We start from the raw sequence: 13,403 nt of genomic DNA, 5'->3' as shown, positions 1-13,403 counted from the left end.
CTCGCCTCGGCGGTTCCCATCCCCCGCCGAGGCGTTTTTTTCTCCCGGCGTGACGTCTCCTTGGCCCGCGCAGTAAGATATAGAGCGGTTGGGTGGGGATGTGGCGGAATTGGCAGACGCGCAGCGCTCAGGACGCTGTGGACGTTTCGTCCGTGGAGGTTCGAGTCCTCTCATCCCCACCATGCATTTTTAGAGCTTTCCTCGCCTGAAGATACAGGAGGCCCATGGAAACCCCGCTCATTGCCATAGACGTCGCATTCCTGTTGCCAGACGATGCCCAAGCGCACGCGCTCGCGGTGAATGCGACGCTTTGGGCGCAAAGCCAAATGGGCTTTCGCTTCGACGAGACGCATCTGCCGCACATCACGCTCCTCCAGCAATTCGTGCGACGCGCGAATCTCCCGGACGTCTTCGCTGCCGTGGATGCCGTTCTTGAGGAGTTTTCCCCACTGACGCTCACGATCTCCCACGTCGAGACGCGAGGCGAGACAGCGCAATTCGTCATCGCGCCACATGCGGAGCTGCAGCGGTTGCACGAACGCCTCCTGGAGGCGCTCGCGCCGTTTGACGAAGGAGATGGTCCAGCCGAGGCCTTCGCGAATGGCGACGAGCCACCCCGACCGCGCGACCTCGAGTGGGTTCGGAATTATCGCGCGCAAGCTTCTGGGTCGCACTACTTCCCGCACATCACGCTCGGCAAAGGTATTGTGACCGAGCCGATCGCTCCGTTCGCTTTCACGGCGGATCATATCGCGGTCTGTCAGCTCGGACGCTTTTGCACCTGCCGCGTGATCTTGCGGGAGTGGCGATTGAGAGCACGCTGAGATACCGTTGTCGAAGAGGAGGACCGAAATGTTCGGACGCGCGAAGATCTTGATGACGTTCGCAATGGCGCTCGCGCTTTGGCTCGGGCATTTAAAGCTCACGCCCTCAGGGCGTCTCGCGGCATCAGATCGCATCGCATTTGAGGTGAGCGCCGATCGGCTCGAATACGTCTATAACCTCATGCCGCCGCTGCCGCCGACGATCCCCGGCCCTGTCGTGCGCGCGCGAATCCGACTGGTCAACGAATCCGCTGAAGAGCTTCGCCTCGATTTCTCCACCTCGCAACGCTTCGATTTCCTCCTGGAGGACGAGCGAGGGAGGGTCGCGTTCCGATGGTCTGATGGGAAGATCTTCCTGCCTGTGCTCGGGAGGGAGATCGTGAGACCCGGAGAGGCGCTCACCTATGAGGTGACATTCTCGCTTCCGGATTCAACCCGGGGCATTCTCCCAGCGGGACGGTATACACTGAAAGGTCTTCTCACCGCCGAGACACCGTTCTCCGGAACGTTACCGGTACGGATCGTTCACGCGCGCTGAATCGTCATCGACCTCGAGCGATCATCAGCTCTAGGTATCGCGGCGACATCGTGCGCAAGCGTTCGACTTCCTCGGGAAGCACTTCGAGCACGTATTCGATCTCCTCTGGCGTTGTGTCCTTGCTCAAGGAGAATCGCAGGCTTCCCTGAACGAGATCGCGCGGGCGTCCGAGAGCCAACAACACATGTGACGGTTCGAGCGATCCCGAAGAACATGCCGCTCCCGTCGAGACGGCGATGCCGCGCAGATCGAGTCGGATCAGCAGCGCTTCTCCCTCGACGAACTGGAAGCTGAAGTTGCAGATGTTCGGGACGCGATGCTCACGATGACCGTTCAAGTGAACGAAGGGAATGCGCTCTTCGATTCCCTGCTCCAGCCGATCGCGCAACGCGCGCATATGTCGCATGCGCTCCTCCAAGTGCTGCCGCGCTAATTCCGCGGCTCGTCCGAAGCCGACGATGGCCGGTACATTCTCCGTCCCCGAACGCCGATCTCGCTCATGATGACCGCCATCCATCTGCCGCACGATTCGAACCCCACGTCGCACGTAGAGTGCCCCGATGCCTTTCGGCCCGTGAATCTTGTGAGCGGAGAAAGTCAGCAAATCCACGCCCAATTCCGACACCTGCACAGGGATTTTCCCGACAGCTTGTACGGCATCGGTGTGGAGATACGGATACGGCTGGCCTCGCTCGGCGCGCACGCGCGCTAAGAGCTCGGCGACCTCGCGGATCGGTTGGATCGTCCCGATCTCGTTGTTAGCGAGCATGAGGCTGACCAGAATCGTATCCGGACGCAGTGCCGCGCGTACGTCCTCGACGCGGATGAGTCCGTCCGGGGAGACGGGGAGATAGGTCACCTCGAAGCCTCGCCGCTCAAGCGCTCGGCAGCTTTCGAGCACGGCCGGATGTTCGATCTGCGACGTGATGAGATGCCGCCCGATGTGCCCATGGGCCTCGGCGATCCCTTTGATCGCGAGATTGTCCGACTCGGTGCCGCCGCTCGTGAAGATGATCTCGGAGGGATCGGCGTCGATCAATTCGGCGACGCGCACGCGCGCCTCCTCGACGGCTGCGCGCGCCCGCTGTCCGAAGGAATGCACCGAGGAGGCGTTGCCATATTCCTCTCGCAGATAGGGGAGCATGGCCTCGAAGACCTCGGGATCGAGCCGCGTCGTCGCCGCATTGTCCAAGTAGATGCGCTTCATCGTGGAAAATTTTGGTCCGCCTGCTTAGAATTTGCAACATGCGACCAAACGGCGTGATCACGCTTCTGACCGATTTCGGCCTCGCCGATTTCTTCGTCGGGGCGATGAAGGGAGTGATCCTCTCCATCCACCGCGAGGCCGTGATCGTGGACCTCACACACCTGATCCCGCCGCAGGACATCTGGACAGCAGCGTTGACGCTCGCCGATAGCGTGGGGACCTTTCCCGAAGGGACGATCCATGTGGCCGTCGTGGATCCTGGCGTCGGCTCTGGACGGCGCGCTGTGCTCATCGAGACGACCCGCTCTTTCTTCATTGGCCCGGATAATGGGCTCTTCACGCTCGTTCTTGAGGATGATCCCCCACGACGCGCGATCCACATCACGAACGACCGCTTTTTCCGTCATCCCGTGAGTCGGACGTTCCACGGACGCGATATCTTCGCGCCGGTCGCCGCTTGGCTCGCGCGTGGCGTGGAGCCTTCGGAATTCGGGCCGGGGATCGCCGACGTGGTGCGCCTGCCGATTCCTCGTGTGGAGCGACTCAGTGAGACACATTGGCGGGGTCAAGTCATTCACGTGGATCGTTTCGGCAACCTCATCACGAATATCACGGCGCGAGACGTTCCCCTGGAAGCGCTGCGAGCGGGCGGACGGCTCTTGATCAACGGATACGAAGTCTCCGCGCTCCGCACCCATTACCAGGAAGCTGCGGAAGGCGAAGTTTTCGCCCTCATCGGGAGCACGGGGCGTGTGGAGATCTCCATCCGCCAGGGATCGGCCGCTACAGTGTTGGGCGTGGGTCGAGGGGCGCTGGTGGATGTTCTTCTCCCCGGACAGGGATCGCACGCTCCGCCGCGCGATAGATGAATCGCGCGCGCCCGAAGCGCACTTCGAATCCGTTCCTCAAGAGGTTCTCTTGCACGCGCTGCCCATTGACATAGGTGCCGTTGGTGCTCCCCAAATCCACGACGACGAAGGCGCCGCTCGGATGCCAGACGAACTTCGCGTGGTGTTTGGAGACGGTCGGGTCGTCAATGACGAAATGGTTATCGAGGGTCTTCCCGACGGTGACCACAGGACGATCGAGGATGAACGCGATCTCCTCCCGACCATCTGGCAGCAATCGCACCAAATGCGGCTCGCGCACGCGCAGTGGGGTCGGCGACCGCGGCGCGAGATCCGCCCCGCACTCCAGACAGATCGTCACCCCCGCGCGCGGCGGTTTCCCACAGGTCGGACATCGGCGCCCCTCTGCATCGAGGATCTTCCTCCCGCATGCCGCGCACGCGTGACCGACCGTTCCCACATGCCCACAATGGGGACACGGCGCGAATCCCGCGAGCATCATCGTCCCCCGCCGATGCGGCGAACGCGCCACATGCCCCACGGTCCGAATCTCGACGTACACGAAGATGGCGAGCATGAGCAGCGCCACGATCCCCACGACGGCGACGTGGGGCAGCAGGCGATGTTGTCCCGCCAACAACACGGCGTCAAAGAGCGCATGCAGCAGCGCCGCCAACCCCCATCCCCGCGCGATCGTGCGCGCTCGCACGCTTCCCACATTGGGGAGCATTTTGGCCCGACTGAGCGCCAAGCCCCAAAAGGCGGCAAATAGCGCATGTCCGGGATTGGAGAGGATGCCGCGCACGACGAAGATTTCGCTTCCGAATCGGCTGAGGTACAACACATTCTCGGCGGCCGCGAACCCCAAAGCGGCGGCCGCGCCGTAGACGACTCCATCCACTGGCTCGTCGAATTCCGGCCGCCGATAGGCGTAGTGGGCGACGGCCCAAAGCTTCATCGCCTCCTCCACCGGACCGACGACCAGGAAGAGGATCAGCCACTCGCTCACGAGATTCGCTCCGAGCAATCCCGAGAGCACGAGCACGCCCATCGTATTGAAGAGCATCGCCGGGAGCGTCGCCAGCGCGCCCAACAGGAAGGTCAAGAGGATCGTCCGCGGTGGCTCTCGGTCGTACCAATCCTGAAGCCAAAACCAGAAGAGCCACAGCAAGCACGGGATCAGCGAAAGAGCGAGCGTCTCCATCTCACGCCGTCCGTTTCAGGATGAGGAGCGTCATATCATCCGCCGGGCGCCTCTTCCCCACAAAGAGGCTGAGCGCTTCCTCGATGCGATCGCGCAAGGACGCGGCGCGCAGCTCACGATGACGCCGAACGACTTCCACCAAGCGCGCGACACCGAATTCTTCGCCCTGTTCGTTCGTGCTCTCGCTGATTCCATCGCTGAAGAGGACGAGCACATCGCCGGGCTCCAACCGCAGGCTCCCCTCCTCGTACGCGACCTCGCCCAAGATCCCCACCGGAATTCCCCCCTCCTCCAAAAACTCCACCTCCCCATGCGCCCGCATCAGGAGCGGAGGATTATGGCCAGCGTTCACATACCGCAACTCGTGGGTGCGCGGGTTCAGGCGTCCGAGCCAAAGCGTCGCGAATTTGTTCGGGGCTGTTGTCTCGACGAGATAACGATTGACGGCTGCCGCCATCTCGGCGACCGAGGCGACCGTCAACGCCTGCGCGCGCACACTCGCGTGCAAGGCCGACATGAGGATGGCCGCATCCATCCCCTTGCCGGACACATCGCCCAAAGCGAAGACGAGCTCTCCATCAGGAACGCAGATGAAGTCGAAATAATCGCCCCCCACTTCGTAGCACGGGAAGCTGATGCCCGTCAGGTCGTACCCCGGGACTTCCGGAGGCGTGATAGGCAGAAGCTGCAGTTGCAAATCGCGCGCTTGCGCCAGCTGCTGCTTGATTCGCTCATTCTCCAATCGCTGCTCCAGCAAGAGCATGTTCTCGATCTTGATCGCCGCCACCGACGCGACCATCGTCAGAAGTTGCAGGTCCCATTCCGTGAATACGCCAGCGCTCATGGGATTGTCCACGTAAATCATCCCGATGATCTGGCGAGACGCCGGTGAGACCTCTCGCCGATTCACCAGCAGCGGGACGGCCATGATCGAACGGATGCCGCTCAGCAGGATCGAGTCGCGCTGACGAAAGCGTTCGTCCACTTGCGCATCGGAGGTGAGCACCGACCGCCCGCGCCCGACGACCTCTTCGGTGATCGAGCGACTGATCCGCACGACGCGTTCGATCTCCGACGGCTCTTGCCCCCGATAGCAAGCGACCTTGCACACCAATTCCCCCTGCGCATTTTGCAGGAGCAGGAACGCGCGCTCCGCCGGAACCGCTTCGAGGACAAGCCCGACGATCTGCTTGAGCACCTCCTCCAACGAGAGCGAGGAGAGCAACGCCACACCGACTTGACTGACGACTGCGAGCAGCTTTCGACTTTGCTCCACCTCTGGCGCGAGATGAGCCGATACCGCGCGTATCGAATCCATCACCGAGTGAACTTCGGGCGCCAGGGGCGGACGCTCCCCTGAGGAGATCGCCATCTCCGGGCGCGCGACGATCTCGCGCGCGGACTCGCCCGCCAGAGAGGTCACCCCGGAGGGGACATCCACGCCCGAGAGGACTTCGAGGATCGTCTCTCCAATCTGGAGGCGATCGCCGGGAGCGATCGGCACCGTCTCGCGAATGCGCACGCCGTTGACGTAGGTACCGTTGGCGCTCCCCAGATCGGTCAGCCAGTACGTCTGTCCCTCGCAACGCAGTTCGGCATGCACGCGAGAGGCGAACGGATCCTCCAAACAGAGATCATTGTGCGCCGAGCGCCCGATGGCGATCCGGCGCTTGGTGACTTCAAAGGTGACCGGAGGATGCCCCGGAGTGCGCACCAAGAGCTTAAGCATCGAAGGCCTCCTCAACGACGCGAGTCCCGCTCACCAAATCTGGCCATCCCCGCCGCTGTTCATCCACGAACATCCAGAGGAAGCCGAGCCCAAGCGAGAGCCACGCGAGCCCATGTCCGATCGTATGACGCAGGAGTGAACGTCCCCATGACATGGGGCGACCATCGGCGCGCACGAGGCGAAGCCCCACAAAAGCCATCCCCACCGACTGCCCGCGCACGCTGCAGAGTATAAGATGGTTCACGCCCCACACCAAGCCGGCGGCGAGCGCACTCCACGAGGCTAATTCCGCGAGCGAGGAGCGTTCCTGCAAAGCGACGGCCACGATGACCGCCACCAGCATGGCGCCCAGAAGCAGCAATAGGTCGAAGAAGAACGCTTCCAGCCGGAGAAGAGGCGAGGCCGACGAGCACGCATTCGCGTGGGAACCGCTCTTTTCTTCCATCCACGGCATCGTGAGGGCGCGTTCCTCCGTCTTTCCAATCGAACCATCGTGCGTTCGGACGATGTGCTCGCTCGTCGTCACAAGCACAGGCTCGGCAAGCGATGCGCCGCATCTTCGACAGAATCGCGCCGTCGGTCGCTGTGGCGCTTGGCATCGCGGACAGAGAGCGGCCATGGCTCACTCCTCATGCCGGAAGAGCAAGGGGACCTCGCCAATCCGCAAGCGATCGCCGTCATTCAACGCATGCGGCGTACGCGGGGGCAGAAGTCGCCGCCCGTTGAGGAACGTCCCATTGACGCTCGCCAGGTCTTCGATCCAATAGTGCCCTTCCGCGCGCCAGATGCGCGCATGCCGACGAGAGACTTTCGCCCCCGGATCGTACGGGGAGAGATCCACGTCCGGGAAGACGCCCGAAATCGGATCAGCGCGACCGATGAGATTTGATTCCTTCAAGAGCGCATGCATCGCCCGCGCTTCGCCCGAGCGCACGTCGAGGACGAGCAAGCGCGCGCTCGCGCGCATGGGTTCGACTTCGATCGGCTGCCGCGCGCCGCAGTACGCGCAATAGAGGTCATCGGCGCCGATGCTCACCCCGCAATAGCTGCAATAGACGGTCTCGACGACCGAGCCGATCCGCGGCGCGATGTCCGCGCCTACGCGGCGGATGAGATCGCCAAACGCCATCCGATAGGCGTGTTCCAGCCGATCGCCATATCGCTCGCGCAAGAAGGCGAGATGCGCTTCCAATGCACCCTTCATCTCGCGCGCCGAGGCGAATCGTTCCTCCGGCGCGTGCGCGACGGCACGCATGAGGATGCGTTCCATCTCAGGCGTCAGCTCGGGATTGAGTTGGCGCGGCGTCGGATTTCGCGTGAAATCGAAGATCAGAAGCGGTTGATCGCGCGGGTCCACACCCGTCAGCAGATGGAACATCGTGGCGCCGAGCGAATAGATATCCGAGCGTGGCTCGGCCTGTCCAGCGAACAGCTCCGGCGGCGCATATCCCATCGTCCCAATCGCCGTCACTCCCTTCTCCCGCGGCGCGATCACACGCGCGATCCCGAAATCAATGAGCACCACGCGATTGGCCTCGGGATCAATCATCACGTTGGCCGGTTTGAGATCCCGATAGATGATCGGCGGCTGTCGAGTATGCAAATAATCGAGCACGTCGCAGATTTGAATGGCCCACATCGTGACCGTCAGCTCATCGAAGCGTCCGCCGACCAATTGCTGCCGCGTGGCCAGATCTCCTCCCGCGATGAACTCCATGACGAGATAGTATCGCCCCCCCTCGACGAAATGATCGTAGATGATGGGGATCGAAGGATGTCGGAGACTGGCCAGGAGACGCGCCTCGCGTTGGAAATCCCGTACGGCTTTCTCCCGCAATACGGGATCGGAGAACATCTCGATCATCTCCTTGACGGCGCGCACGGCCCCTTGCAGATGCCGATCGCGCGCTTGATAAACGTTGCCCATCCCCCCACCGCCGACGCGCCGGACGATCTCGTAGCGATCGCGCAAGATCGTCCCCGGCGGCAGCTCCGCCAGCGGCGGGAAGACGCTCCCACGAGGCTGCTCCTCCAACGATGCGGAGGAGACCTGTCGCGCTCCGCATTCGCCGCAGAAGAGATCGTCAGGCTGAACGGGCGATCCGCACCGCGCGCAGAACCTCATACCCCCTCGATGAGAAAGCGCAAGAACGTCTTCCCCACGATGATCTCGTCGCCGTGTTCTAATGGCCTTGCCTGCCCCGGACGGAGTCGAGGCCCACGATTCACGAACGTCCCGTTCAAGCTCCCCAAGTCCTCGATCCAGAATCGCCCATCTCGATAGAAGATGCGCGCATGGCGTCGGGAGACTTTCGCTTCCGGGTCCTCTTCATCCAGATCAATCTCCGGGAAGATCCCATGTTCCGCATCCCACCGACCGATCATCACTTCCGCCTCCGTCACGGGGAACTCCCGTCCGATGCGACCGCCCCGCAGAAGCACCAATTTCGCCCGCGGACGAGCAGTGGACGATGACGTCGAGACTTCTCCATCAGACATCGCGAGCGATGAGGAGACGGGAGGTCTCCTTTCGAAAGACGCCGATCCTTCGGTCTCGAGAGTTGGAGACCTCGCTTCCTCCTCAAGAGGAAGGCGCGCCCCGCACTCGTCACAATAGGTCGAGTCTTCCAGATTCTCCGCCCCGCATCGGTGACACCGCCGCATCAGACATGTGCCTCCTGCGTCATCGGCTTCTCGCCTTAGAATAACACAAAATCCCGCGCAGCAAGAAGCTCTTGATTTTCGTCATCGCTGCGACTATATTCAAGCATCTTGCCGAATCATGCGACCGGCAAGGAGGAGAACCTGAACGATCAGGTTCGTCTCTTGTTGGTTGAACGAAGGAGGTGATCACGATTCCGATCTGAGGAGGGCGAAGAACATGGCCATCGGCATTCACATCCTCGGGGAGCTGTATGGCGTTGATCAACGCACTCTCAGCTATGTCGAACACTTGGAGCCGCTCCTTCTGAAGATTCTCCGCGATCACGACTTCAAGATCCTCACCAGTTCCTTCCACCAGTTCCATCCCTTCGGCGTCACGGGATTCGTCCTTCTGGCGGAGTCGCACGTGAGCGTGCACACGTGGCCGGAAGAGTCCTATGTCGCCTTGGACATCTTCAGCTGTAGCTCCGAGGAGCAAGCGTTGCGCGCGTTCGAAGCGATCTGCAAGGAGTTGGCTCCGGTGGAAGTGGATCGGAAGATCATCGATCGAGGCGTATCATGGAGAAGCCTGGGAGTATTCTCCTCACCTTCCTACGAGACGGTCCGCGAAGCCTATGGGACATCCTGAGCCGCTGGCCGTACTCGATTCGCGAGCTGCGCGAGACGCTCGAACGCTTGCATGCTGAAGGTTGGATCGAGCGGTCGGGCGACCGATGGATGGAAGTTCGCTTGACCGAACGCGGTCGCGAGGTTTGCCAAAACTTGGCAATAGCAGGACCGGAAGCGGAAGATCTTTCTTGCTCGGCTTGCTACGGGAAGGGTGTGCGCGTACCCGAAGCGTGGCGACGACGATTCCGAGAATTGACCGAGGAGCGTCCGCTGCCGGTGGCCGAATACGATCAAGGATTCATGCGACCGGATGATGCGTTGGCGCGCGTCGTCTTCATGCACCGAATGGGCGATGTGGCCGGCCGCGAGATCGTGCTTATTGGCGATGACGATCTGGTCAGCGTCGCGCTCGCACTGACGGGATGGCCGCGACGCATCGTCGTCATTGACGTGGACGAGCGGCTGGGGGCTTTCATCGAGCGCGTGAATCGCGAGCATGGATTTGCCATCGAATTCCGCACTCTGGACATCCGACATCCCCTCCCCCTCGATCTCACGGCCCGCTTCGACACGTTCGTCACCGATCCGGTGGAGACAGTGCCCGGATTTGAGTTGTTCCTCTCGCGTGCGGCGGCGAGTTTGCGCGGTCGCTATGCCGCTGGGTATTTCGGACTGACGACCTTGGAAGCCTCGCTCGCGAAATGGCACCGCTTACAACGCCTGCTGCTTCAGATGAACTTCGTCATCACCGATGTCCTTCGAGACTTCAGCGTCTATCCGGAGCGCGAGAACCAATGGGAGCGGTTCTACGTGAGCTATGCCATGATGTCGCTGTTTCACATCGAGGGTTATTTGCCCGATCGTGATTGGTATCGCTCGTCGTTCTTCCGCGTTGAAGCTGTCGCAACGCCTCAGCCAACGATTCTCGGAGAATGCACCCTCTCGGAAACGGAGCTTTACTTCGACGATGAGACGCTCGCCACGCCGCGTGCGGGCGTGAGTTGATGTCATGGATATCCTCTTCGCTGTCCTCTTCGGGTTTCTCCTGGCCCCATTCGCTCCTTGGTTGGATCGCCGGATCGGAGCGCGGTGGGGGTGGACATGGGCACTGCCGCCCCTCGGACTTTTGTTCTTCTTCCTCAGCTTCCTCCCCTCGCTCGCTTGTGGGGAAGTTCATACGCGGAGCGTGCCATGGATCCCCCGTCTCGGTGTTCACCTGTCGTTCTACTTGGATGGGTGGAGCCTTCTGTTCGCCGTGCTCATCAGTGGCATCGGCGCGTTCATCTTCCTCTACGCGGCGCGGTATTTGGAAGGACATCCCCAGCGAGGTCGTTTTTTCATGTTCCTGCTGGGATTCATGGCCTCGATGCTGGGGCTCGTGCTGGCGGACAATGCCATCGCGCTCTTCGTCTTCTGGGAGCTGACGAGCCTCACCTCCTATTTGCTTATCGGTTTCGAGCACGAACGCGAGAGCGCGCGATCGGCGGCGTTGCAAGCTTTGGTGGTGACGGGACTGGGGGGATTGGCGCTGATGGCCGGATGGCTGCTGCTTGGGGAGATAGGCGGGAGCTTTGAGCTTTCCGAGCTTCGGGAGCAGCGGGCGTTCATCCTTGCCCATCCGCACTCCCAATGGGCACTCGCGTTGCTCCTTCTTGGGGCCTTCACTAAATCGGCTCAGTTCCCGTTTCACTTCTGGCTCCCCAACGCCATGGAAGCACCGACTCCGGTAAGCGCCTATTTGCACTCGGCGACGATGGTGAAAGCGGGCGTGTATTTGCTCGCGCGCATCCATTCGACGCTTGGAGGGACGGATTTTTGGAGCCTGACCATCACTCCCATCGGCGCGGCGACACTAGGCTTAGGCGCACTGCTAGCGCTTCGGCAAAGGGAAGCTAAACGTCTGCTGGCTTATTCGACGGTGAGCGCGTTGGGACTGCTCACGCTACTTGTGGGTGTGGGAACGTCCGCGGCTCTCACGGCGATGGTGGTCGTACTGCTGGCTCACGCGCTCTATAAAGCGGCGCTCTTTTTAATCGCGGGCATTCTCGATCACGAGACGGGCGTGCGTGAACCGGAGCGGTTGTCGGGATTGCGGCGTGCCATGCCGATCACGACAGCGGCCGCGATGCTCGCGGCGGCCTCCTTTGCGGGCTTTCCTCCAGCACTTGGGTTTCTGGGCAAGGAAATGGTCTATGAGGCGCTGCGCGCAGAACAACGGGAGTTGCCCTTCCTCTTTGGAGTCGCGGTGTTGGCGGGCACGGCGCTGGTCGCTGCTGCGGGGATCATCGGCGTGCGTCCTTTCGTGGGACGAATGCCGACGTCGTTCTCGCCGCCGCATGAAGCTCCTCGATCGCTCTGGCTCGGCCCTTTGATTCTAGGCGTCACTGGGATGCTCATGGGCATCGCGCCTGCGAGCATCGAACGAATGGTGGTGAATCCGGCCGCCACGGCGATCGTCGGGGAACCGACGCGCGCGCACTTGGCTGTGTGGCACGGCGTGACGCCGACCCTTCTGTGGAGCGTCCTCACGCTCCTCGGAGGAGTGGGGATGTACGCCGGACGACATCTCGTGCGCGCTGTAGCCGTGCCGAGGGCGCTCACTTATTGGAGGCCTTCGGACATGTACGCGCTCCTCATGAGCGGGCTGTACGGGCTCGCTCGTCTTCAAACACGACTGTTGCAAAGCGGTTATCTGCGCTATTACTTGCTGATGATCATCGGCTGGACGGTGGGCGTGGCCGGATACCCTCTTTTGGCGGAAAGAGGGCTGATCGCCTTTGAAGCCTTCTCACGCGGGCGCGTGGTGGAGATCGCGCTCGCCGGACTCATCGTCGCCGCGGCCGTGGCCGCCGTGCGCTTCACGTCACGACTGGCGGCGATCGCTGCCCTCGGCGTTGTCGGCTACACGATCGCGCTGTTCTACATGATCTTCGGCGCTCCCGATCTGGCGCTCACGCAGTTCATGATCGAATCCCTGACGGTCATCCTCTTTGTTCTCGTCTTTTACTACCTGCCGCGATTTGCGACGCTCTCCAGTCCACGGGCGCGGGTACGTGACATCCTGATGTGCGGGCTGGCCGGCAGTTTGGTGGGCGGGCTTGTGCTCTCCATCCTGAGGATGCCGCCGCCGGCCACCATCTCCGAATATTTCGCGCGCGAGAGTGTCCCCATGGCGCACGGTCGCAATGTGGTGAACGTGATCCTGGTGGACTTTCGCGCGCTGGATACGCTCGGGGAGATCACCGTGCTGGCTCTCGCTGGCATTGGGGTCTATGTTTTGCTCCGCTTGCGTCTGGAGGATCGCCAATGAGAGAAGAGCGAACGCACGACGAGCTTGAGACACCGCGACAGCGAGCGCGTCCTCGCCTGTTGGAATGGGAGCGGCCATCGCTGATTCTCAACCTGGCCGTGCGGCTGTTGCTGCCGCTGCTATTGCTCTTCTCGATCTTCTTGCTCTTTCGCGGGCACCATGCGCCGGGGGGAGGATTTGTGGGCGGACTCGTGGCAGCAGCGGCCATCGCGCTTTACGCACTCGCGCAGGGAGCAGCAGCAGCGCACTCTTTGCTGCGGCTCCCTCCGAAGGGATTGATCGCCGCAGGCCTACTGACGGCCCTCGCCAGTGGTCTGCTGGGGCCATTGGAAGGAATGCCGTTTCTCACCGGCCGGTGGATCAAGTGGGATCGTCTGGAACTCGGAACGCCAGTGCTATTCGACGTCGGCGTATATTTGGTCGTCGTCGGCGTCACCCTTTTGATCGTCTTCACGCTCATGGAGGAATGA

At 61.9% G+C, this 13,403-nt stretch carries 13 protein-coding genes and 1 tRNA gene; 8 read left to right on the top strand and 6 right to left on the bottom strand.

Annotation, left to right across the window (positions count from 1 at the left end; genetic code table 11):
• The first annotated feature begins 94 nt into the window (after positions 1 to 94).
• The 3 genes from NZ746_06260 (at position 95) to NZ746_06250 (ending at position 1,362) form a co-directional block, all read left to right on the top strand.
• A tRNA-Leu gene (locus NZ746_06260) sits at positions 95 to 182 on the top strand.
• Between the two features lie 42 nt (positions 183 to 224).
• On the top strand, positions 225 to 824 hold the full coding sequence (locus tag NZ746_06255) for a 2'-5' RNA ligase family protein (protein MCS6816967.1): 600 nt from the start codon (positions 225 to 227) through the stop codon (positions 822 to 824).
• 28 nt (positions 825 to 852) lie between these two features.
• Entirely contained in the window at positions 853 to 1,362 is a 510-nt protein-coding gene (locus NZ746_06250; GenBank protein ID MCS6816966.1) for a BsuPI-related putative proteinase inhibitor, read from the top strand.
• Between the two features lie 4 nt (positions 1,363 to 1,366).
• On the opposite strand, the gene nifS is transcribed toward NZ746_06250, so the two are convergent.
• On the bottom strand, positions 1,367 to 2,569 hold the full coding sequence (gene nifS, locus NZ746_06245; GenBank protein MCS6816965.1) for a cysteine desulfurase NifS: 1,203 nt from the start codon (positions 2,567 to 2,569) through the stop codon (positions 1,367 to 1,369).
• Between the two features lie 38 nt (positions 2,570 to 2,607).
• Between nifS and NZ746_06240 the strand changes: the two genes are divergently transcribed.
• Positions 2,608 to 3,438: an SAM-dependent chlorinase/fluorinase gene (locus NZ746_06240; protein ID MCS6816964.1), complete on the top strand. Its 831-nt coding sequence runs from the start codon at positions 2,608 to 2,610 to the stop codon at positions 3,436 to 3,438.
• Here NZ746_06240 and NZ746_06235 read toward each other — a convergent pair.
• Genes NZ746_06235 through NZ746_06215 form a run of 5 tightly spaced genes read right to left on the bottom strand, consistent with a single transcriptional unit; the run spans position 3,353 to position 8,792 of the window.
• Entirely contained in the window at positions 3,353 to 4,621 is a 1,269-nt protein-coding gene (locus NZ746_06235) for a PrsW family glutamic-type intramembrane protease (protein MCS6816963.1), read from the bottom strand. The genes NZ746_06240 and NZ746_06235 overlap by 86 nt on opposite strands.
• 1 nt (position 4,622) lies before the next feature.
• Positions 4,623 to 6,350, bottom strand: a complete 1,728-nt coding sequence (locus NZ746_06230; GenBank protein ID MCS6816962.1) for a SpoIIE family protein phosphatase — start codon at positions 6,348 to 6,350, stop codon at positions 4,623 to 4,625.
• Positions 6,343 to 6,969, bottom strand: coding sequence for an RDD family protein (locus NZ746_06225; protein MCS6816961.1), 627 nt, complete (start codon positions 6,967 to 6,969; stop codon positions 6,343 to 6,345). Before NZ746_06225 ends, NZ746_06230 begins: the two co-directional genes overlap by 8 nt.
• Positions 6,970 to 6,972: 3 nt before the next feature.
• Positions 6,973 to 8,475 (bottom strand): protein kinase, encoded by a 1,503-nt coding sequence (locus NZ746_06220; protein MCS6816960.1) that lies wholly within the window; start codon positions 8,473 to 8,475, stop codon positions 6,973 to 6,975.
• Positions 8,472 to 8,792 (bottom strand): FHA domain-containing protein, encoded by a 321-nt coding sequence (locus tag NZ746_06215; protein MCS6816959.1) that lies wholly within the window; start codon positions 8,790 to 8,792, stop codon positions 8,472 to 8,474. The genes NZ746_06220 and NZ746_06215 overlap by 4 nt, the downstream gene beginning before the upstream one ends.
• Positions 8,793 to 9,231: 439 nt before the next feature.
• Here NZ746_06215 and speD point away from each other — a divergent pair, with 439 nt between their 5' ends.
• Genes speD through NZ746_06195 form a run of 4 tightly spaced genes read left to right on the top strand, consistent with a single transcriptional unit; the run spans position 9,232 to position 13,403 of the window.
• Positions 9,232 to 9,642 (top strand): adenosylmethionine decarboxylase, encoded by a 411-nt coding sequence (gene speD / locus NZ746_06210; protein ID MCS6816958.1) that lies wholly within the window; start codon positions 9,232 to 9,234, stop codon positions 9,640 to 9,642.
• On the top strand, positions 9,573 to 10,628 hold the full coding sequence (locus tag NZ746_06205) for a bis-aminopropyl spermidine synthase family protein (protein ID MCS6816957.1): 1,056 nt from the start codon (positions 9,573 to 9,575) through the stop codon (positions 10,626 to 10,628). The genes speD and NZ746_06205 overlap by 70 nt, the downstream gene beginning before the upstream one ends.
• 10 nt (positions 10,629 to 10,638) lie before the next feature.
• Positions 10,639 to 12,933, top strand: coding sequence for a putative monovalent cation/H+ antiporter subunit A (locus NZ746_06200; protein MCS6816956.1), 2,295 nt, complete (start codon positions 10,639 to 10,641; stop codon positions 12,931 to 12,933).
• The gene (locus tag NZ746_06195) at positions 12,930 to 13,403 is read left to right on the top strand and encodes a Na+/H+ antiporter subunit B (GenBank protein ID MCS6816955.1); all 474 of its coding nucleotides are present in this window, start codon (positions 12,930 to 12,932) and stop codon (positions 13,401 to 13,403) included. The genes NZ746_06200 and NZ746_06195 overlap by 4 nt, the downstream gene beginning before the upstream one ends.

The sequence above is a fragment of the Blastocatellia bacterium genome (genome assembly GCA_025055075.1).
GTDB lineage: Bacteria > Acidobacteriota > Blastocatellia > HR10 > HR10 > HR10.
The sequence above is the reverse complement of the archived record's forward strand: the minus strand, read 5'-3'. Positions and strand labels throughout refer to the sequence as shown.

Coding starts and splice junctions, on each gene's coding strand:
- NZ746_06255 (MCS6816967.1), top strand. CDS start 225: ATGGAAACCCCGCTCATTGCCATAGACGTCGCATTCCTGTTGCCAGAC.
- NZ746_06250 (MCS6816966.1), top strand. CDS start 853: ATGTTCGGACGCGCGAAGATCTTGATGACGTTCGCAATGGCGCTCGCG.
- nifS (MCS6816965.1), bottom strand. CDS start 2,569: ATGAAGCGCATCTACTTGGACAATGCGGCGACGACGCGGCTCGATCCC.
- NZ746_06240 (MCS6816964.1), top strand. CDS start 2,608: ATGCGACCAAACGGCGTGATCACGCTTCTGACCGATTTCGGCCTCGCC.
- NZ746_06235 (MCS6816963.1), bottom strand. CDS start 4,621: ATGGAGACGCTCGCTCTTTCGCTGATCCCGTGCTTGCTGTGGCTCTTC.
- NZ746_06230 (MCS6816962.1), bottom strand. CDS start 6,350: ATGCTTAAGCTCTTGGTGCGCACTCCGGGGCATCCTCCGGTCACCTTT.
- NZ746_06225 (MCS6816961.1), bottom strand. CDS start 6,969: ATGGCCGCTCTCTGTCCGCGATGCCAAGCGCCACAGCGACCGACGGCG.
- NZ746_06220 (MCS6816960.1), bottom strand. CDS start 8,475: ATGAGGTTCTGCGCGCGGTGCGGATCGCCCGTTCAGCCTGACGATCTC.
- speD (MCS6816958.1), top strand. CDS start 9,232: ATGGCCATCGGCATTCACATCCTCGGGGAGCTGTATGGCGTTGATCAA.
- NZ746_06205 (MCS6816957.1), top strand. CDS start 9,573: ATGGAGAAGCCTGGGAGTATTCTCCTCACCTTCCTACGAGACGGTCCG.
- NZ746_06195 (MCS6816955.1), top strand. CDS start 12,930: ATGAGAGAAGAGCGAACGCACGACGAGCTTGAGACACCGCGACAGCGA.